The organism is Tateyamaria sp. 7Alg 36, assembly GCF_059882455.1.
Genome location: NZ_CM187613.1, coordinates 2,523,206 through 2,541,924, shown reverse-complemented (window position 1 = coordinate 2,541,924; position 18,719 = coordinate 2,523,206). Strand labels below are relative to the sequence as shown.

The following is an 18,719-nucleotide window of genomic DNA, read 5'->3' as shown; positions in this document are numbered from 1 at the left end:
GACGCGCCCCAGAATTGAGGTGACCCACCTTTGGCCAAGGACCGCTCGAATGTGGACTATGCCGGCCCGCTCAGGCGGCTAGTTCTGGCTGTCATGGTGTTGCTTCTGACGGGTATCTTCCTGCTGTGGCGGATCGACAGCCCACGGGTGGAACGGTTCCGCGCTCAGGTCACGGACCGGATTGTGCCGAACCTTGATTGGGCCATGGCCCCCATTACCGGCACCATCAATCTGGCCCGCGATTTCCAAAGCTATCAGCGCATTGTCGAACAGAACACCGAACTGCGGCGCGAGTTGCGCCAGATGCAGGCGTGGAAAGAGGCGGCGCTGCAGCTTGAACAGGAAAACGCGCGGCTTCTGGACCTCAACAATGTGCGGCTTGATCCGCGCCTGACCTATATCACCGGCGTCGTGCTGGCCGATTCCGGTTCACCCTTTCGTCAGTCCGTTCTGTTGAACGTGGGCGCGCGCGATGGCATCGTCGAAGGCTGGGCCACCATGGACGGCATCGGCCTTGTCGGGCGAGTGTCGGGCGTGGCGCAGAATACCGCCCGCGTTATCATGGTTACCGACGCCTCAAGCCGCATTCCCGCCGTCATCCAGCCCTCGGGACAGCGGGCGATTGTGGCGGGCGACAACTCTGCCGCACCGCCCATTGATTTCCTTGAAAACCCCGACCTCGTACGCCCCGGCGACCGCGTCGTGACCAGCGGCGATGGCGGCGTGTTTCCCGCCGGTCTGCTGATCGGTCAGGTCGCTGCCGATCCGGGCGGGCGGCTGCGCGTGCGACTTGCCGCGGATTACGAGCGGCTCGAATTCCTGCGGGTGCTGCGCCACTACGGGACCGAGCCTGTGTCGGACACGAACAAGGTGCTGGGCGCGACAGCGACCCCCGCAGACACAAGCACAGACGCGGACGCACCGGAACTGACGGAGGCCAGCGAATGAGCGATCGCGAACCTTCCCGCCTGTGGACCATGCGCACCGCCTTTGTGGCGCTGATCGTGGCGATCCTGTTCTTTCACCTGCTGCCGCTGCAAACGGCGACGGGGGGCTGGATCTGGCCGAACCTTGTGCTGTGTTTTGCCATGGCGTGGTCGGTGCGGCGGCCCGAATATGTGCCGACCGTGCTGCTTGGACTGACCTTTCTGCTGGCCGACCTTCTGTTGCAGCGCCCCCCCGGTTTGTGGGCGGTGCTGGCTCTGATCGGCTGCGAACAGCTTAAGACCCAGTCGCGCAGCCTGCGCGATTCCACCTTGGCGGCCGAGATCGTATCGGTGGCGATCTGCGTTATCGGCATCGCTGTGGCCTATCGCGTGATCCTTGGCCTTTTGCTACTGAATGCGCCGCCCTTTGGCGGGACCGTCATTCAGGTTATTATGACCATCGTCGCCTATCCGCTGGTGGTGGCGATCACGCATGGCGTGCTGGGCGTGCGCAAGGCCGCGCCTGTGGAGCTGGGCGGCAAGGGGGTGCGGTCATGAAACAGCCTCGGGTAGATGCGGAAACAGGCCATCGCCTGCTGACCCGCCGCGCGGCCATTCTGGGCGGTGTGCAATTGGCGTTCGTCGGTGGTCTGGCCGCACGGATGCAGTTCCTTCAGGTCGAACAGGCCGACCAGTTCCGCCTGCTCGCCGAAGAAAACCGCATCAACATCCGCATCATCCCGCCCGCACGTGGCGAAATCTTTGACCGCAATGGCGTGCCACTGGCGCGCAACGTTCCCAGCTATCGCATCGTCATCGTGCGCGAAGACGCGGGCGACGTCGAAGAAGTCCTCGAACGGCTGGGCAAGATCGTCCCGCTGGACGAAGAGGAAGTCACCCGCGCCATGGCCGAGATGAAACGCTCGGCTCCGTTCCTGCCGATCACCTTCGCGGACGAGGTGTCGTGGGAAGACCTGAGCCGCGTCAGCGTCAATGCCCCCGCCCTGCCCGGTGTCACGCCCGAGGTTGGCCTGTCGCGGGTCTATCCGCTGGGATCGGATTACGCGCATGTGCTGGGCTATGTCGGCCCTGTCAGCGACTATGACCTCGACCGGCTGGAAGACCCTGACCAGTTGCTGCGCATTCCGCGTTTCCAGATCGGCAAGGTCGGTGTCGAGGCCAAGGCCGAAAGCCTGCTGCGCGGCAAAGGCGGTGCCAAACGGGTCGAGGTGAACGCGACAGGCCGCGTGATGCGCGAACTGGACCGCCGCGAGGGCACGCAGGGGTCCGACCTGCAACTGACGATTGATTCCAAACTGCAAAGCTATGTGCAGGCGCGGTTGCGCGAGGAAAGCGCCAGCACCGTGGTGATGGACGTGAACTCGGGCGATCTGCTGGCCATCGCATCGGCCCCGACCTTTGATCCCAATCTGTTCGTGCGCGGCATCTCGACCAAAGATTACGCGGCCCTGACCGAGAACAAGTACCGCCCGCTCGCCTCCAAAACGGTGCAAGGCGCCTACCCCCCCGGATCGACGTTCAAGATGATGACGGCCATGGCCGCCATCGAGGAAGGCATCGTCGGGCCGGACGAAACGGTCTATTGCCCCGGCCACCTTGAAGTCTCGGGCCGCCGGTTCCACTGCTGGAAGCGCGCAGGCCACGGCTGGGTCGATCTGAAGAATTCGCTCAAACAGTCCTGCGACGTGTACTATTACGACCTTGCCCTCAAGGTCGGCATTGAAAAGATCACTGCCATGGCCAACCGGTTCGGTCTGGGCGTGCGCCACGATGTGCCCATGTCTGCCGTGACCCAAGGGTTGACCCCGACCAAAGAGTGGAAGCTGCGCACCCACAATCAGGACTGGGTTGTTGGCGACACGGTCAACGCCTCTATCGGGCAGGGCTATATGCTCGCCTCGCCCTTGCAGCTGGCCGTGATGACCGCACGTCTGGCCAGTGGTACCGATGTCAGCCCGCGCCTGATCAAATCCGTGGACGGGATCGAACAGCCGACAATTGGCGGCAATGATCTGGGTATGAACGAAAACAACCTGCGCAAAATGCGTCAGGCCATGTTCGAAGTGGTGAACGACCGACGCGGCACCGCCTATGGCAGCCGCATCATCGACGACACCATGCGCATGTCGGGCAAAACCGGCACCTCGCAGGTGCGCAACATCAGCGCCGCCGAGCGTGCGCGCGGCGTGACCCGCAACCAGGATTTGCCGTGGGAACGGCGCGACCACGCCTTGTTCGTGAACTTCGCCCCGCACGACAATCCCAAGATCGCGGTGGCCGTGGTGGTCGAACACGGCGGCGGCGGATCCAGCGTAGCAGCCCCCATTGCCCGCGACATCACTCTGCAAGCCTTGGCAGGAGGCGAGCCCCCTCTCGAAGCCTATCCGCCCAAAGATCGCGCCCGCATCCGTGAACAGCAGCGCGTGCTGCGCAGCATTGAACCCCTCGCCAATATCAACGGCAAGGATCAGGCATGAGTTATCTTGAGTATAACGCCAAATACGTCCCCACCGGCCTGCGCAAAATCCTGTACCTGAATTGGCCGCTGGCGCTGTTGCTGGCTGCAGTGGCGGGCGTCGGGTTCCTCATGCTCTATTCCGTGGCGGGCGGGTCTTATACCCCGTGGGCCGAACCGCAGATGAAGCGGTTTGCCCTCGGTTTCACACTAATGGTGATGATCGCCATGGTGCCTGCATGGTTTTGGCGCAACATGGCGTCGGTGGCCTATCTGGGTTCCCTATTGCTGCTGGTCGGTGTTGAGCTGTTCGGCTCTGTCGGGATGGGCGCGCAACGCTGGATTGACCTTGGCTTTATGCGGCTGCAACCGTCCGAACTGATGAAGGTGACGTTGGTTCTGATGCTGGCGGCCTATTACGACTGGCTGCCCGTGGCGCGCAAATCCCGCCCGCTCTGGGTGCTGCTGCCCGTAATCCTGATCCTGCTGCCCACCGCGCTGGTGCTGCGCCAGCCCGACCTTGGCACCTCAATCCTGCTGATGGCCGCAGGGGGCGGGCTGATGTTTCTGGCAGGCGTGCACTGGGCCTATTTCGCGGCTGTCATCACCGCAGGCATCGGCCTGATCACCGCCGTACTGCAATCACGCGGCACGGACTGGCAACTGCTCAAGGACTACCAGTTCCGCCGGATCGACACCTTCCTTGATCCCAGTTCCGACCCCCTTGGCGCGGGTTATCACATCACGCAATCCAAGATCGCCCTAGGCTCCGGCGGCTGGACGGGGCGCGGATTCATGCAAGGCACGCAAAGCCGCCTGAACTTCCTGCCCGAAAAACATACCGACTTCATCTTCACCACATTGGCCGAGGAGTTCGGCTTTGTCGGGGCGTTCTCGCTGCTTGCGCTTTATGCGCTGATCATTCTGTTCTGCGTGGTCTCTGCACTGGCGAACAAGGACAGATTTTCCTCGCTCCTCACACTGGGCATCGCGCTCAACTTCTTTTTGTTCTTCGCGGTCAACATGTCGATGGTCATGGGGCTTGCCCCCGTGGTCGGTGTGCCGCTTCCGCTGGTCAGCTATGGCGGTTCGGCCATGCTGGTCCTGATGCTCGCCTTTGGCCTCGCCCAAAGCGCGCATGTCCACCGCCCCCGTTAAGGAAATTCCCCCAATGGCCCTCTTCCACCTTGCCTTCAACGTCCGCGATCTGGACGAAACCCGCGCTTTTTACGGCACGCTTCTGGGCTGTGACGAAGGGCGCAGCACGGACACATGGGTCGATTTCAACTTCTTCGGCCACCAACTGTCCTGCCACCTTGGCACGCCCTTCGCCTCTGCGCCCACGGGCAAAGTGGGCGATCACGATGTGCCCATGCCGCATTTCGGTGCCGTTCTGGACATGGCCGACTGGCGCGCACTGGCAGACAAGCTGACACAGGCAGGCGTGGCATTCATCCTCGCCCCGCATATCCGCTTCGAAGGGGAGCCCGGCGAACAGGCCACCATGTTCTTCACCGATCCCGCAGGCAACCCGATCGAGATCAAGGGCATGGGCAACCTCGACAAGGCATTCGCAACATGAGCATCAACATCCTTTTCGCCGCCACCGATGACCGCTGGCCAGCTTACGAAACACCGCTGAACGACGCGTTCAGCGAAGCAGGTCTTGATGCCCGCCTGTCCCGCGACCTGCCGCCCGAGGATGTGGATTACATCGTCTACGCGCCCGACTCGTGGCTCAAGGATTTCACCCCCTACACCCGCGCCAAGGCGGTACTGAACCTCTGGGCGGGGGTCGAAGGCATTACAACCAACACCACCCTGACCATCCCGCTGTGCCGCATGGTCGATCCCGCTTTGACCCAAGGCATGGTCGAATGGGTCACAGGCCATATCATGCGCCTGCATCTGGGGATGGATGCACACATCAATGCCGCCCCCGGAACGTGGAAGCCCAAAGCCCCGCCGCTGGCCTTTGACACGCGCGTGTCCATTCTCGGTCTGGGGGAACTTGGCACAGCCTGCGCCCAAACTCTCGCCAGCCTCGGCTTTCAGGTTACAGGGTGGAGCCGTCGGCAAAAACAGATCAATGGCGTGCAATGCCTATCGGGCACCGAAGGATTGGACGCGGCCCTGTCACAGGCCGACTATTGCGTCCTGCTGCTGCCCTCTACGCCGGATACGGAAAACACGCTGAACGCGCGGACATTGGCCCTGATGCCGGAAGGCGCACGCATCCTGAACCCCGGACGCGGGCCGCTGATCGACGATGACGCCCTGCTCGCGGCACTCAACAGTGGCCAGATCGGGCACGCGACGCTCGACACATTCCGCATCGAACCACTGCCACAGGACCACCCCTACTGGACCCACGACCGCGTGACAGTCACGCCGCATGTGGCATCCGAAACCCGCCCCGCCTATTCGGCAAAATCCATCGCCGAAAACGTCAAACGCGCAGAAGCGGGCAAGCCTCTCCTCCACCTCGTGGACCGCTCGGCAGGCTACTGACCCGAAACGTCTTTGAGTCCGAAATACCTCGTGAGAGGCCAAAGGCCGGGGGCAGAGCCCCCAACCCCGCTGACGCATCACACACCGCCGAAAAGCGCGGAGAAGGTGGCCCTCAGGCCGCCAGCCCCCGCCCTTTCAACAGCGCCTCCACCCCGGGCACCCGCCCGCGAAACGCGGTGTACAGCTCCCCCGCATCGGCAGAGCCGCCCTTGCTTAGGATATGCGCCTCCAACGCCTGTGCCTGTTCGGGATCGAACGGGCCATCCGCCTCTTCAAAGGCAGCGAAGGCGTCGGCATCCATCACTTCGGACCACATATAGCTGTAGTAACCCGACGAATATCCGTCGCCCGCGAACACATGGGCGAAATGCGGCGTCGCGTGGCGCATGGAAATCGCGGCAGGCATGCCAAGGTCCGCCAGCACTTCGGCCTGAAGCGCCATCGGATCAGTCGGGGCAGGACCATCGTGGAATTCCAGATCGACAAGGGCCGAAGCCACGTATTCTACCGTCTGGAACCCCATGTCATAGGTCGCAGCCGCCAACACGTTGTCCAGCAAGGTTTGCGGCATCGCCTCTCCGGTACGCGCATGCACCGCGAATTCACGCAGCACCTCCGGCACTTCCAGCCAGTGTTCATACAGCTGGCTGGGCAGCTCCACGAAATCACGCGCCACCGACGTGCCGCTGACCGATTCATAGGTCACATCCGACAGCATCTGGTGCAGCGCGTGGCCGAACTCGTGGAACAGGGTGCGCGCATCATCATAGCTTAGCAAGGCAGGATCGCCCTTGGCAAAGTTGCACACGTTGATCACGACGGGCGATTGCACATCAGGATACTTGGCTTGCGCCCGCATCGCCGAACACCACGCGCCCGACCGTTTGGACCCACGCGCGAAATAATCCCCGATGAACACGGCCACATGCTCGCCATTGCGGGTCACTTCCCATGCGCGGCAATCGGCATGGTACAACGGGATGTCCAGCGGTTCGAACGCCAGCCCGAACAGACGGGTGGCACAGGAAAACGCCGCCTCGATCATCTTGTCGAGCTGGAAGTAAGGCTTGACCTCGGACTCGTCGAGATCGTGCAATTCCTTGCGGCGACGCTCGGAATAGAAGCGCCAGTCCCACGGGGCCAGCGGACCGTTCACGCCGTCCTGCATCATCATCTGCTCCAGAACCCACGCATCCGCATCGGCCTGCGCCTTGGCGGGTTCCCACACGTCCATCAACAACCGGCGCACCGCGTCCGGCGTCTTCGCCATCTCGGTTTCCAGCTTGTAGGCCGCAAAGTTCTCATAGCCGAGCAGTTGCGCCCGCTCGTGACGCAGAGCGAGTATTTCTGCCGCCAAGGCGCGGTTGTCAGTCTCGCCGCCATTCGCCCCGCGTGCGGTCCACGCTTTATAGGCCTGTTCGCGCAGGCTGCGACGGGTCGAGAATTGCAGGAACGGCACGATCAGTGACCGCGATAATGTGACAACCGGCCCGTCCACGCCCTTTTCCGCACCCGCTGCACGGGCCGTGTCGACGACGAAATCCGGCAGTCCTGCCAGATCGCCTTCGTCCAGTTCCATGAACCAGTCGCGTTCGTCCGCCAGCAGGTTCTGGGTAAAGGCAGTGCCCAGTTCTGCCAGTCGTCCCTTGATCTCTTTCATCCGCGCCTCTCGCGCCCCTTCAAGGGCCGCGCCCGAACGGACAAAGCCGCGATGGGTCAGCATCAGCACCCGCGCCTGCTCGTCGGTCAGATCCAACTGGTCGCGTGCGTCATAGACGGTGACCACCCGCGCAAACAGCGCCTTGTTACCGGAGATTTCGGCGAAATGCGCCGCCAGTTTGGGCGAGAATGCGCGTTGAAGCGCCTCGCGCGCAGGGTTGCTGTCGGCCCCCGCGACGGTGAAGAACACGCCCAGAACCTTGTCCAGATCACGCCCGACCGCCTCCAACGCCTCAATTGTATTGGCAAAGGTTGCAGGCTCCTGCGCCGAGGCGATGGCGTCAATCTCGGCGCGGTGGCGCTCCAGTGCGATCTCCAGCGCGGGCGCGAAATCGTCGTCGCTGATCTTGTCGAACGGGGCGATCTGGAACGGCGTGTCCCAGTCCTGCAAAAGCACATTGGTCATGGTGGCGTTCTCCTTTGACACTGTATGTAGGGGTGCGGTCAGTCCGCTGCCAGCGTCGATCCGCATGTGGCGCAATCCGCGCGCCGCGACAGGGTGATTTTCCGGCTTTCCCCGTAAAGCGCGTCATAAATCAGCATCTCGCCGCGCAGGGATGTGCCCGCGCCAGTGATCAGCTTGACCGCCTCCAGCGCCATCATTGCCCCCACCACGCCGGGCAAGGGGCCGATCACCCCCGCCTCGGCACAGGACGGGGCCAGTTCCGGCGCGGGCGGTTCGGGAAACACACAGGAATAGCACGGCGCATCACGGGCCGGATCAAATACGCTCACCTGCCCCTCCCACTGGGTCAGCGCCCCCGAGATCAGCGGAATGCCCGCCCGCCAAGCCGAGGCATTGACGCGGTACCGCGTGTCGAAATTATCTGTGCCATCAATCACCAGATCGTATTCGGCCACCAGCTCGTCCGAAATTTCGTCATCCAGACGCCGGTGATAGGGGCGCACCGTGACAAAGGGGTTCTGCGCCTCCATCGCTGCTTGAGCAGAGAAAACCTTGGGCGTGCCGATCCGCGCATCAGTGTGGATAATCTGGCGTTGCAGATTGGTATTTTCGACCTCATCGTCATCGATCACCCCGATCGTTCCGACCCCCGCCGCCGCTAGATATTGCAACACAGGCGATCCGAGTCCCCCCGCCCCGATCACCAGCACACGGGCATTTTTCAATGCTTTCTGTCCCGCGCCGCCGACTTCACGCAGGGCAATGTGGCGGGCATATCGGCCCAACTCGGTCTCGGAGAACGTGCCCTTGCGTTCAGGTTCCGCCGCCGCCTCGTTCGCGACCACGCGCCCCCGCAACCGGCGCAGTACATAGCGATAGCCCAGCACAAGCGCCGCAAACGCCCCGAGGAGCAGCCAGAACGCGGGACTTTCCCCCGTGGCAAGGCGCACAGGATGGTTGTCAGGCAGAACAAGTTGCAGGGTCAGCACCCCGACATATAGCAAGCCAATCATCCGCCAGCGCGACGCGGTTGGCACCTTCATCGCCGCGCCGACGCCCCACATAACCGCCGCCAATGCAAAAACCAGTATCATCAGCCCCGCCCCGTAGATCCGAAACCGCCCGCGCCTCTATCCGTCTCGTCCAAGGCAGCAACCTCGTCGAACCGGACCTGCACGACAGGCGCAACAACCATCTGCGCGACGCGCATGCCATGGGTGATCTCGAACGCCACGTCCGAGGTGTTCAGCACGATCACTCCGACCTCGCCGCGGTAATCGCTATCAATCGTGCCCGGACTATTCACCAAGGCGATGCCGTGGCGCAACGCCAGCCCCGAACGCGGACGCACCTGCACCTCGAACCCAGCCGGAACCGCCATGGCAAGCCCTGTGGGGATCAACGCACGCGCCCCTGCGGCAAGCGTAACGCCTTCCCCGTCGGGGAAATTCGCCCGCAGGTCCGCCCCCGCCGCACCGGCGGTTTCATAGGCGGGCAAAGGCATCGACATATCCGACCCTTGCACCCGCATCAGTTTCAAAGCGACCTGTTCCATCTTCACCTTGTTAGAAATACTCAAATCCTGCCCCAACCACCGGCGCTTACGTCAACGCTTGGGCGATCCGGTCTGCCAACTGCGCAGCAACGGCGCCCTTGGACATCCGCGACCAGCTTTCGGCACCGGCCTCGCTGATCAGCGTCACCGCATTCTCGGCACCGCCCATGATGCCGGTTTCGGGCGACACATCATTGGCGACAATCCAGTCACATTGCTTGCGCAGGCGCTTGGCCGTTGCGTTTTCAATCACGTTATCTGTTTCGGCGGCAAAGCCGACCACGAGCGCGGGACGCCCCTGTGCCATCTGGGACACATGCGCAAGGATATCGGGATTTTCCGCAAATTCGAGCGTGGGCATCTTGCCCGCCACTTTCTTGATCTTGCTCTGGCCTGCGCCTTCTACGCGCCAGTCGGCCACAGCGGCCGCGAACACCGCGCCGTCAACCGGCAGCGCGTTCATCACGGCCTCTTTCATTTCATCAGCCGTTTGAACCGGAACCACCTCAACCCCCGCAGGGGGCGGCACGTCCGCTGGGCCTGTGACAAAGACAACATGCGCGCCAAGTTGCGCCAAGGCGTGCCCGATGGCGGTGCCTTGCGCGCCGGATGACCGGTTGGCGATGTAGCGGACCGGATCAATCGGCTCGTGCGTCGGGCCCGAGGTGACCAGCACCCGCTTGCCCGCCAGCGGACGAGGGCCGAAATGCGCGGCCACGGCATCGACAATCGCCAGAGGCTCGGACATCCGGCCAGGCCCGTGTTCACCGCAGGCCATGTCCCCGTTGTCGGGCCCCACAACCGAAACGCCGTCTGCCCGCAGCTGCGTTAAATTGCGCTGCGTGGCGGGGTGGTCCCACATCCGTACGTTCATCGCAGGCGCGATCATCACCGGCGTATCGGTGGCCAACAAAAGCGTCGAGGCAAGATCATCCGCCCGCCCCTGCGCCATCTTTGCCATGATATCTGCGGTTGCAGGTGCAACAAGGATCAGGTCGGCGGAGCGGGAAAGCTGGATATGCCCCATCTCGGCCTCGTCCGTGAGGTCAAACAGATCACGATAGACCTTTTGTCCAGCCAGCGCCGACACGGAAAGAGGGGTCACAAACTGCTCTGCCGCGCGGGTCAGGACGGGAGTGACAACGGCCCCGCGCTCCCGCAGGCGGCGGATCAGGTCCAACCCTTTATACGCCGCGATCCCTCCGGTCAGGATCAGCAGAATGCGTTTGTGGTGCAGCATGGCGAGTACTCCGGCGGTTGTTCAGGTCGGACCTTATGCGCAGGTTTGCCCTAGGGCCAGCCCCGCCGACATCGGGGGCCAGCCCCCTCGCGCTGCGCGCTCACCCCCGGGATTTTTCTGGAACAGAGAAGGAGGGAGCGTCAGTTTGACCTTTTGAAAGCCGCGCAGGGATCGGGGCGGTCTATGGCGGGTGCGGTGCGGATGGTATCGAATGTGCCCGTGGGGACTTGTGTACCTTCGGATTGGCCCAGTGCGAGAATGGTGAGGTCGGGGACCGCGCGGGCGAGTATGGCGGGTGCGCCACAATGCTTACTCGCATGGCCGTTGCCTGTGATGACAATGACAGGACCGGAAGTCTGATCCGGTCGGGTTTCGTATGCTTGCAGCGCCATTTGTGCGAGTGTTGCGTCCCTGAGCCGCTGAACGTCGACCATGATGGGCAGCATCTCTTCCGGCAGTGCGCCGCAATGGGCCTGCGCCTGCAAAGCCTCGCGTGCGGATTGCTCTGCTTCGGACAGTGGTATGTCGAGGCCGAACAGGGCGGCGTCTGGGCCGAATGCCCGTGCCACGGGGGATTCCATAAGGGCGCGCGCCTGACTTCGCGGGATTTCTGCGCCGAAGAGTGTGGCGTTCGGTGCAGCAGCGAAGATCGGGTAATACATCGCGAAATCCGGCCAGCCGCGTTCTTCCCAGTTTAGAACACTCGATAGAGTTTCGGGATCACTTCGCGCATCGGCAATGGTGTCAGGGTCGACATCGGCCGGTATCATCTCGAATACTATTGCGGCGGGGCTCAGCGCGCGCACCCATTCCGCCTGTCGGCGATGATGCGAAGGGTTGTCATGCGCCTCACCCAGAAACACGATGTCGGCGTCATAGGCGCGATTGGGGATGTCCGCCCATGCGAAAGGCGCAGCCAATATAGCTGCGCCAATCAAAACTGTTCCGAACCACCTCATACGAGGAAGTGGTGAACCTCGCGGCTCTGGTTTTCGAGCGACTTGCGCATCTTGCTAAACGCCGCAGCCTCCAGTTGGCGCACGCGCTCTTTCGACAAGTTCAACTCGTCGCCGAGGCTTTCCAGCGTGCGGGGCTGCTCGCGCAACTTGCGTTCGCGCACGATGAATCGCTCACGCTCGTTCAGGTCATTCAGCGCCGACAGCAACCAAGCGCGCAACTGTTCGGTATCGTGGCTGTGTTCGACCGTCTCATCCGCCTGCGCGCTTTCGTCGACCAAGGCATCGATCCATTCACGCCCTTCATCCTCCGCGGACTGCGTCGCGTTCAGCGAGTAATCGGAACCGGACAAGCGCCCTTCCATCATCTCCACATCGTGCAACGGCACACCAATCTCGGTCGAAATCATCTGGCGCATCTGATGCTTGTCCAACGCTTCGCCCGCCGCAGCACTTTCCCGTTCAAGCCGCGCCTGCACACGGCGCATGTTGAAGAAAAGGGATTTTTGCGACGATGTGGACCCCGTGCGCACCATCGACCAGTTGCGCATTACGTAGTCCTGAATGGACGCCTTGATCCACCAGACCGCATAGGTCGAGAACCGCACGCCGCGATCCGGATCGAACTTGTCCGCCGCCTTCATAAGGCCGAGGCCAGCTTCTTGGATAAGGTCATTCATCGGCGCGCCATAGCGCTTGAATTTCGACGCCATCGAGATCGCCAGACGCATGTAAGCGGTGATCAAACGGTGCAACGCGGCCTCGTCCCGATCATCCCGCCACGCATAGGCAAGGCGCAATTCTGTCTCTGCGTCCAGCAGCTCTGCTTTCATCGCAGTGCGGGACAGTGAAAATTCGCGAACGTTATCTAAAGGCATCTGTTCATCCCCCTGTGGATGTTGCGCTTGGTCTGCACACTCATTAACTCTACGCATAAAGGTGCCATTCGGTTCACTCGGGGGATGAAAAAATGTTGTCTTCCATGACACTTGTGCTAGGTGGCGCGGCCTCGGGAAAATCCCAAGTTGCAGAAAAATACATTATAAACAGCGACTTACACCCTGTGTATCTGGCGACAGCCCGCATTTGGGACGACGAGGTGCAAGACAAAGTAAATTTGCACCGTGCCCGCCGGTCAGAGGCGTGGACAACCATCGATGCCCCGATTGACCTTGCCACTTCCTTGGCAAATGCACGTGCCGATCAGGTGATCTTGCTCGACTGTATGACGATGTGGCTGACCAATGTGATGCTGGATGACCACGATCTGGAGAGGGCTCAAACCGAAGCACTCGCCGCTCTCGCAGGCTGCGCCGCGCCGGTGATCGTGGTGTCGAACGAGGTTGGCCAAGGCATTGTCCCCGACACGCCCCTTGGTCGCCGCTTTCGCGAGGCGCAGGGCAGGCTGAACATCGCCCTTGCGGCGCAGGCCGATACAGTCATCCACGTGGTCGCCGGACTGACGCGCGTCCTGAAAGGGCAGGACATATGACAACGTGGCACTGGGTACGGCACGGTCCGACGCATCAGAAAACCTTTACCGGCTGGCGGGACGTTCCCGCCGATCTGTCCGACAGCGCCGCAATTGAACGTCTGGCCGCGCATCTACCTGACACGGCAGTCGTGATCTCTTCGGATCTGACACGCTCTGTCGACACAGCCAATGCAATCCAGCGCAACCGCCGCCGGTTGCCCCATGACCCCGCTTTGCGCGAATTCCACTTCGGCACATGGGACGGCGCGCATTTTTCAACTGTGGCGGACGCCTATCCAGACCTCAGTCGCGCCTATTGGGAAACGCCAGGCACCCACGCCCCCCCGGGCGGGGAAAGCTGGAACACAGCCGCCGACCGCGTCGCGCGCACAGTTGCTCGGCTGGAGGCGGCATTCCCCGACGGCGACATTGTCGCGGTGGCCCATTTCGGCGTCATCCTTACCCAATTGCAAAACACGCTCGGCATCTCGGCCCAAGCGGTCCTTGCCCACAAGATCGACCCGCTGTCCGTCACCAGCCTGCATCCGGCCTCCTCCACGGCGCATCACATCAACCTCACCCCGTGAATGCCCAAGCGCGCCGCCTCCCAATCATTGTTCCTTAAATATGCAAACGCGATCTCCACTCGCGTTAACCAATCCTAAACTACCACTTGCTAGCGATTAACCATGTCTGACGGAGACGGCGCATGGTAGCACGGGCCTACACAGTTGCATTCCAAGGGGTAGAGGCCCGCGAGGTCGAGGTGCAATGCGCCATGTCCCCCGGCCTGCCCGCATTCTCCATCGTTGGTCTGCCGGACAAAGCTGTCTCTGAAGCCCGCGAACGGGTCCGCGCGGCGCTGACGGCGATGTCCATTGCGCTGCCGTCCAAACGCATCACCATCAACATGTCCCCGGCCGACCTGCCTAAGGAAGGGTCGCATTTCGACCTGCCCATCGCGCTCTCGCTCCTCGCCGCGCTTGGCATCCTGCCCGCTGACGCGGTCGAGGGCACGGTGGCCTTGGGCGAATTGTCATTGGACGGCACGCTGGTCCCCGTGCTCGGCGCACTGCCTGCTGCCATGGCTGCAGCGGAACAGGATCGCGGCCTGCTCTGCCCCGCCGGTTCGGGGCCGGAAGCCGCTTGGGTCGACGCAACCCGCGTGATCGCCGCCGCGACTTTGGGCGACGTGGTGCGTCATTTTACCGGACAGGTGCCCATGGAACCGGCAAAGGCCGGACAGATTGCCAAAGCTACCGGCCAGCCCGATCTGGCCGACGTCAAAGGGCAGGAACGCGCCAAGCGCGCGCTTGAGGTCGCAGCGGCAGGGCGTCACCACCTGTTGATGGTCGGAACACCGGGGTCGGGAAAATCCATGCTCGCCGCGCGCCTGCCCGGCATCCTGCCGCCCCTGTCCGCGATGGAGGCGCTGGAAACCTCAATGATCCACTCCCTCGCCGGACTGCTCGACACGGGCGGCATTTCAATGGAGCGTCCTTTTCGCGAACCGCACCACACCGCTTCCATGGCCGCCATCATCGGCGGCGGCCGTGGCGCGAAACCGGGGGAGGCCTCGCTGGCCCATAACGGGGTGCTGTTCATGGACGAGTTCCCCGAATTCCCCCGCACCGTGCTCGAAACCCTGCGCCAACCGATCGAGACGGGCGAAGTGATGATTGCCCGCGCCAACAACCACGTCAAATATCCCTGCCGCTTCATGCTGGTTGCTGCGGCGAACCCGTGCAAATGCGGCTGCCTGTCCGAACCATCACGCGCCTGTGGCCGCGCGCCAGCCTGCGGTAAGGATTATATGGGCCGCATATCGGGGCCCCTGATGGATCGATTCGACCTGCGCGTCGATGTCCCGCCAGTCAGCTTTACCGACCTCGACCTGCCCGCCGCCAGCGAATGCTCCGCCACAGTGGCCGAACGCGTCGCAGCAGCGCGCGCCGTCCAGATGGAGAGGTTCGCGGGCACAACGCTGCGCAGCAATGCAGACTTGAACGGTGCTGCGCTGGAGGAGTTGGCAACACCCGATCCCGAAGGGCGCACCCTACTGGCGCGGGTGGCGGACCGGTTCGGGCTGTCAGCGCGCGGCTACCATCGGGTCATGCGCGTGGCCCGCACCATTGCCGACCTCGACGGGTCCACCGACATTCGCAAACCACACGTTGCCGAGGCCGTCAGCTACCGCGTCGGTGTACACGTTCAGGCCTGAGTGTTGATCCAGTCCGCCACCTGATCCAGCGTGCGCCGCGCCTCTGGCAGGATATTGTGGAACAGGGGCCAGACATGGGGCAGGTCGTGCTCTTCAATCAAGGTAACATCCACCCCTTGGGCGCGCAGCCTGTCTGCCATGCGACGGCTGTCATCGCGCAGAATTTCGGTGTCGCCCACCCAAATGGCAACCGGTGCCGCGCCAGCGAAATCGGCATGCAGGGGCGAGGCGCGCGGATCGGTGCAATCACTTCCGCCCATATAAGTCTCGCTCATCTGGCGCGCGCGGGCGGCGGGCAAGACGACATCGCGGGCGGCATTATCGCGCAAGGAGGCCCCCGAACATGTCAGGTCGGTAAGCGGTGAAAAAACAAAAACCCCACGCGGTTGCGCAAGCTTTTTGGCGGTGATCTGCCCCAACAGGGACAGCGCCAATCCTCCGCCCGCGCTGTCGCCCCCGATGAAAATGCTAGAGGCTTCGAACCCATCCGCCAACAGCTGTTCATAGACCGTGAGTGCATCTTCAACAGCAGCGGGAAACGGATGCTCGGGCGCTTTCCGGTAATCCGGCAGGATCGCACACGCCCCCGACAGTCGCGCGCCAAGCTGCGCCAGCATCTTGCGGTGGGTGGCGGGCGAACCGAAAACATAGCCCCCGCCGTGAAAGTAGAGGATACAGGTGCGAGCCTTGGCCCCTACGGTTGCTGGCATGACCTGCACGCAAGAACACCCGCCCATCGGGGCCGCGTTATAGACCGCGCCACGCGGACCATGGAAGAACAACCGCGCCTGTGTTTCGAACCTGCGCCGCAATTTCTTCGGATCAGTGGCGCGCTGCAAATATGGCCGCTCGGTCCAGCGCAGCCACCTGTTTAGAAGGCGCGCCTGAACGCTCACCCGACGCGGGCCTCGATCGCGACCCAGATCTTTTCGGCGATGTTTACGCCGTCAAAACGCTCAAGCTCCTGAATGCCGGTGGGTGAGGTTACATTGATCTCGGTCAGATAGTCACCGATAACGTCGATCCCGACAAAGACCTGCCCGCGCTCTTTCAGCAGCGGGCCAATGCGGGCGCAGATTTCAAGATCACGTTCGGTCAGCCCGATCTTCTCGGGCCGCCCGCCTACATGCATGTTCGACCGCGTCTCGCCTTCGGCGGGCACACGGTTAATGGCCCCGACGGGCGCGCCGTCCACAAGGATCACACGTTTGTCGCCGTTGCTGACATCGGGCAGGAACTTCTGCACGATCAACGGCTCGCGGCTGAAACCGGTGAAAAGCTCGTGCAAAGAGGCGAGGTTGCGGTCGTTCGCATCTAAACGGAACACGCCCGCACCGCCGTTCCCATAAAGCGGCTTCAGAATAACGTCCTGATGCTTGGCCTTGAACGCCTTGATCGTATCCAGATCTCGGGCAATCGTCGTAGGAGGCGTGAGGTCGGGGAAGTCCAGAACGAGCAGCTTTTCGGGGAAATTGCGTACCCAGAACGGGTCATTCACCACCAAAGCCTTGCCCTTGAGGCGGTCCAGAAGGTGCGTTGAGGTGATATAGTGCATATCGAAAGGCGGATCCTGACGCAGCCAGACGACATCGAAATCGGCCAGATCGACCTCGCGCATGGGCCCTAGAATGGCATGATCGCCCTGTACACGCTGCACTGTGAAATCCTGACCACGGGCCGTGATGCGCCCCTCTTGATAGGCAAGCTGATCGGGGGAATAGAAAAACAGACTGTGCCCGCGCGCCTGCGCCTCTTCGGCCAGCCGGAAGCTGCTGTCGGCATCTATGTTCACGTCCCCGATCGGGTCCATTTGAAAAGCAATCTTCATGGCACATCTCCGGCATGGTTCTTGCCCTAGATGGCGCAGCCACGCCGCCGGTTCAATGCCATAGGTGATCAGAACCGCGTCAGCCGTCCCGAAACGCCCCTACATCCAGCCGCTGAACGCATTTTCCATGACGGTGACCTGCCCGCGCCCGTCGACCAGCGCGAGGTCAAACCGCACATCTGTCAGGCTGCCGTTCGGACAAGTGCCCAGATATTCCTCGCCCGTGCGGAACAGGCGGCGCACCTTGGTCGGGGTCACATGGGACATCGCCGTTTCGACATCGCGGCTTTGCTTGACTTCGACCAGTATAACGCCGTCCCCGTCAGCGAAAATAAGATCAATCTCGCCCCGCTTGCCGCGCCAGCGTTCCGCGATCAACCGATACCCGCGCGCCACATAGTCAGCGGCAACAGTCGCCTCTGCCGCCAGACCGGCGTGGTAGGACATGTGACCTCGTGCAGCGCGCGCAGCGATCACCGGATTGGCCCGAACGAATTCGCAATTGCGCGGGGTAAACGTCATAATTCCATCCCTGCATGGGCAGCCTAGCCACGAGAAAGGGCTAGCGCCTGCTGATAAACCTGCCGCTTTGGCACATTGAAGGTTTCGGCAACAAAGGCCGCAGCATCCTTCACCGACATATCTTCAAGAGCCGAGTTTAGGGCCGATTCGATGTCTTTTTCGTTAACAGCCACAGTTGCGGCCCGCCCGATCAGGACGACAATCTCGCCTTTGACGTTAGCGTCAGCGTAGTGATCGGCCAGTTCCTGCAAGGTGCCATGCCGTTTTTCCTCGAACTTCTTGGTTAGCTCGCGACACACCGTTGCCTCGCGATCCGGTCCCAGCACACGGGCGGCGTCGGCCAGTAATGCCGCGACGCGTTTGGGCGATTCGTACATCACAAGGGTGGCTTGTATCGCTGCCAGCGTGCCGAGCGCGGTTTGTCGCGCACTGCGGGTGGCGGGCAGGAAACCCGCGAAATGGAACGCGTCAGTGGGCAACCCACCCACAACAAGCGCCGTCAGTACCGCCGATGGGCCCGGTGCGCAGGTGACGGCGACCCCCGCCTCGCGCGCGGCGCGGGCCAGTTCAAACCCCGGATCGGCGATCAGGGGCATGCCCGCCTCGGAGGCATAGGCGATGCTCTCGCCGCCCTCGGCCCGTGCGATCAGCCGTCCGACCACGCCGCCTTTGGAATGTTCGTGCAATGCCTCGATGCGCCGCCCGTCCAAGGGAACGCCGTGGATGTCCATGAGTTTGCGCAGCGACCGCGTGTCTTCCGCCACTAGCACATCGGCTGATGCTAGCACATCAAGAGCGCGCAGCGTGATATCGCGCGCCGTCCCGATCGGGACGCCCACAAACCATAAACCTGCACTCAGAGGGACCTTGTTATGATTCAACGCT

19 protein-coding genes are annotated in these 18,719 nt (G+C 62.5%); 9 read left to right on the top strand and 10 right to left on the bottom strand.

Annotated features, from left to right (window positions below; all coding sequences use genetic code 11):
* Window positions 1-30: 30 nt before the first annotated feature.
* Genes mreC through AC6GQJ_RS12425 form a run of 6 tightly spaced genes read left to right on the top strand, consistent with a single transcriptional unit; the run spans window position 31 to window position 5,913 of the window.
* Entirely contained in the window at window positions 31-948 is a 918-nt protein-coding gene (gene mreC, locus AC6GQJ_RS12450; protein ID WP_500768689.1) for a rod shape-determining protein MreC, read from the top strand.
* A complete protein-coding gene (locus AC6GQJ_RS12445) occupies window positions 945-1,484 on the top strand; it encodes a rod shape-determining protein MreD (protein ID WP_500768687.1) in 540 nt (179 codons plus the stop codon). Before mreC ends, AC6GQJ_RS12445 begins: the two co-directional genes overlap by 4 nt.
* On the top strand, window positions 1,481-3,424 hold the full coding sequence (mrdA, locus tag AC6GQJ_RS12440; RefSeq protein WP_500768685.1) for a penicillin-binding protein 2: 1,944 nt from the start codon (window positions 1,481-1,483) through the stop codon (window positions 3,422-3,424). The genes AC6GQJ_RS12445 and mrdA overlap by 4 nt, the downstream gene beginning before the upstream one ends.
* Window positions 3,421-4,560, top strand: a complete 1,140-nt coding sequence (rodA, locus tag AC6GQJ_RS12435; RefSeq protein WP_500768683.1) for a rod shape-determining protein RodA — start codon at window positions 3,421-3,423, stop codon at window positions 4,558-4,560. The genes mrdA and rodA overlap by 4 nt, the downstream gene beginning before the upstream one ends.
* Before the next feature lie 13 nt (window positions 4,561-4,573).
* Window positions 4,574-4,984, top strand: coding sequence for a VOC family protein (locus AC6GQJ_RS12430; protein WP_500768681.1), 411 nt, complete (start codon window positions 4,574-4,576; stop codon window positions 4,982-4,984).
* Window positions 4,981-5,913 (top strand): 2-hydroxyacid dehydrogenase, encoded by a 933-nt coding sequence (locus AC6GQJ_RS12425; RefSeq protein ID WP_500768679.1) that lies wholly within the window; start codon window positions 4,981-4,983, stop codon window positions 5,911-5,913. The genes AC6GQJ_RS12430 and AC6GQJ_RS12425 overlap by 4 nt, the downstream gene beginning before the upstream one ends.
* A 112-nt stretch (window positions 5,914-6,025) precedes the next feature.
* Here the strand turns inward: AC6GQJ_RS12425 and AC6GQJ_RS12420 are convergent, their stop codons facing one another.
* From AC6GQJ_RS12420 to AC6GQJ_RS12395, 6 genes are all read right to left on the bottom strand, one after another.
* On the bottom strand, window positions 6,026-8,038 hold the full coding sequence (locus AC6GQJ_RS12420; RefSeq protein ID WP_500768677.1) for a M3 family metallopeptidase: 2,013 nt from the start codon (window positions 8,036-8,038) through the stop codon (window positions 6,026-6,028).
* A 38-nt stretch (window positions 8,039-8,076) separates the two neighbouring features.
* Entirely contained in the window at window positions 8,077-9,132 is a 1,056-nt protein-coding gene (locus AC6GQJ_RS12415) for a HesA/MoeB/ThiF family protein (protein ID WP_500768675.1), read from the bottom strand.
* Window positions 9,132-9,593: a dUTP diphosphatase gene (gene dut / locus AC6GQJ_RS12410; RefSeq protein WP_500768673.1), complete on the bottom strand. Its 462-nt coding sequence runs from the start codon at window positions 9,591-9,593 to the stop codon at window positions 9,132-9,134. The genes AC6GQJ_RS12415 and dut overlap by 1 nt, the downstream gene beginning before the upstream one ends.
* A gap of 46 nt (window positions 9,594-9,639) precedes the next feature.
* A complete protein-coding gene (gene coaBC / locus AC6GQJ_RS12405; RefSeq protein ID WP_500768671.1) occupies window positions 9,640-10,833 on the bottom strand; it encodes a bifunctional phosphopantothenoylcysteine decarboxylase/phosphopantothenate--cysteine ligase CoaBC in 1,194 nt (397 codons plus the stop codon).
* Window positions 10,834-10,973: 140 nt separating this feature from the next.
* Window positions 10,974-11,753, bottom strand: a complete 780-nt coding sequence (locus AC6GQJ_RS12400; protein WP_500768669.1) for a ChaN family lipoprotein — start codon at window positions 11,751-11,753, stop codon at window positions 10,974-10,976.
* 35 nt (window positions 11,754-11,788) lie between these two features.
* Window positions 11,789-12,667 (bottom strand): RNA polymerase factor sigma-32, encoded by an 879-nt coding sequence (locus AC6GQJ_RS12395; protein WP_500768667.1) that lies wholly within the window; start codon window positions 12,665-12,667, stop codon window positions 11,789-11,791.
* A gap of 104 nt (window positions 12,668-12,771) precedes the next feature.
* Here AC6GQJ_RS12395 and cobU point away from each other — a divergent pair, with 104 nt between their 5' ends.
* The 3 genes from cobU to AC6GQJ_RS12380 all read left to right on the top strand — a co-directional run bounded on the left by cobU (window position 12,772) and on the right by AC6GQJ_RS12380 (window position 15,484).
* Window positions 12,772-13,281, top strand: coding sequence for a bifunctional adenosylcobinamide kinase/adenosylcobinamide-phosphate guanylyltransferase (gene cobU, locus AC6GQJ_RS12390; protein ID WP_500768665.1), 510 nt, complete (start codon window positions 12,772-12,774; stop codon window positions 13,279-13,281).
* Window positions 13,278-13,850 carry a histidine phosphatase family protein gene (locus AC6GQJ_RS12385; protein WP_500768663.1) on the top strand — a complete coding sequence of 191 codons (573 nt, stop codon included), beginning with the start codon at window positions 13,278-13,280 and terminating at the stop codon, window positions 13,848-13,850. Before cobU ends, AC6GQJ_RS12385 begins: the two co-directional genes overlap by 4 nt.
* A 122-nt stretch (window positions 13,851-13,972) precedes the next feature.
* Window positions 13,973-15,484: a YifB family Mg chelatase-like AAA ATPase gene (locus tag AC6GQJ_RS12380; protein ID WP_500768661.1), complete on the top strand. Its 1,512-nt coding sequence runs from the start codon at window positions 13,973-13,975 to the stop codon at window positions 15,482-15,484.
* Here the strand turns inward: AC6GQJ_RS12380 and AC6GQJ_RS12375 are convergent.
* From AC6GQJ_RS12375 to rsmI, 4 genes are all read right to left on the bottom strand, one after another.
* Window positions 15,475-16,380: an alpha/beta hydrolase gene (locus tag AC6GQJ_RS12375; protein ID WP_500768659.1), complete on the bottom strand. Its 906-nt coding sequence runs from the start codon at window positions 16,378-16,380 to the stop codon at window positions 15,475-15,477. The genes AC6GQJ_RS12380 and AC6GQJ_RS12375 overlap by 10 nt on opposite strands.
* Window positions 16,377-17,312 carry a glutathione synthase gene (gshB, locus tag AC6GQJ_RS12370; protein WP_500768657.1) on the bottom strand — a complete coding sequence of 312 codons (936 nt, stop codon included), beginning with the start codon at window positions 17,310-17,312 and terminating at the stop codon, window positions 16,377-16,379. The genes AC6GQJ_RS12375 and gshB overlap by 4 nt, the downstream gene beginning before the upstream one ends.
* Before the next feature lie 99 nt (window positions 17,313-17,411).
* On the bottom strand, window positions 17,412-17,834 hold the full coding sequence (locus AC6GQJ_RS12365) for a YraN family protein (protein ID WP_500768656.1): 423 nt from the start codon (window positions 17,832-17,834) through the stop codon (window positions 17,412-17,414).
* Between the two features lie 23 nt (window positions 17,835-17,857).
* Window positions 17,858-18,715 (bottom strand): 16S rRNA (cytidine(1402)-2'-O)-methyltransferase, encoded by an 858-nt coding sequence (gene rsmI / locus AC6GQJ_RS12360; protein WP_500768654.1) that lies wholly within the window; start codon window positions 18,713-18,715, stop codon window positions 17,858-17,860.
* Between the last annotated feature and the right edge of the window lie 4 nt (window positions 18,716-18,719).

Bases quoted from the DNA above. Each gene is read 5' to 3' on its own strand.
- AC6GQJ_RS12445 (WP_500768687.1), top strand. From the start codon at position 945: ATGAGCGATCGCGAACCTTCCCGCCTGTGGACCATGCGCACCGCCTTT.
- mrdA (WP_500768685.1), top strand. From the start codon at position 1,481: ATGAAACAGCCTCGGGTAGATGCGGAAACAGGCCATCGCCTGCTGACC.
- rodA (WP_500768683.1), top strand. From the start codon at position 3,421: ATGAGTTATCTTGAGTATAACGCCAAATACGTCCCCACCGGCCTGCGC.
- AC6GQJ_RS12430 (WP_500768681.1), top strand. From the start codon at position 4,574: ATGGCCCTCTTCCACCTTGCCTTCAACGTCCGCGATCTGGACGAAACC.
- AC6GQJ_RS12425 (WP_500768679.1), top strand. From the start codon at position 4,981: ATGAGCATCAACATCCTTTTCGCCGCCACCGATGACCGCTGGCCAGCT.
- AC6GQJ_RS12420 (WP_500768677.1), bottom strand. From the start codon at position 8,038: ATGACCAATGTGCTTTTGCAGGACTGGGACACGCCGTTCCAGATCGCC.
- AC6GQJ_RS12415 (WP_500768675.1), bottom strand. From the start codon at position 9,132: ATGATACTGGTTTTTGCATTGGCGGCGGTTATGTGGGGCGTCGGCGCG.
- dut (WP_500768673.1), bottom strand. From the start codon at position 9,593: ATGGAACAGGTCGCTTTGAAACTGATGCGGGTGCAAGGGTCGGATATG.
- coaBC (WP_500768671.1), bottom strand. From the start codon at position 10,833: ATGCTGCACCACAAACGCATTCTGCTGATCCTGACCGGAGGGATCGCG.
- AC6GQJ_RS12395 (WP_500768667.1), bottom strand. From the start codon at position 12,667: ATGCCTTTAGATAACGTTCGCGAATTTTCACTGTCCCGCACTGCGATG.
- cobU (WP_500768665.1), top strand. From the start codon at position 12,772: ATGACACTTGTGCTAGGTGGCGCGGCCTCGGGAAAATCCCAAGTTGCA.
- AC6GQJ_RS12385 (WP_500768663.1), top strand. From the start codon at position 13,278: ATGACAACGTGGCACTGGGTACGGCACGGTCCGACGCATCAGAAAACC.
- AC6GQJ_RS12380 (WP_500768661.1), top strand. From the start codon at position 13,973: ATGGTAGCACGGGCCTACACAGTTGCATTCCAAGGGGTAGAGGCCCGC.
- gshB (WP_500768657.1), bottom strand. From the start codon at position 17,312: ATGAAGATTGCTTTTCAAATGGACCCGATCGGGGACGTGAACATAGAT.
- AC6GQJ_RS12365 (WP_500768656.1), bottom strand. From the start codon at position 17,834: ATGACGTTTACCCCGCGCAATTGCGAATTCGTTCGGGCCAATCCGGTG.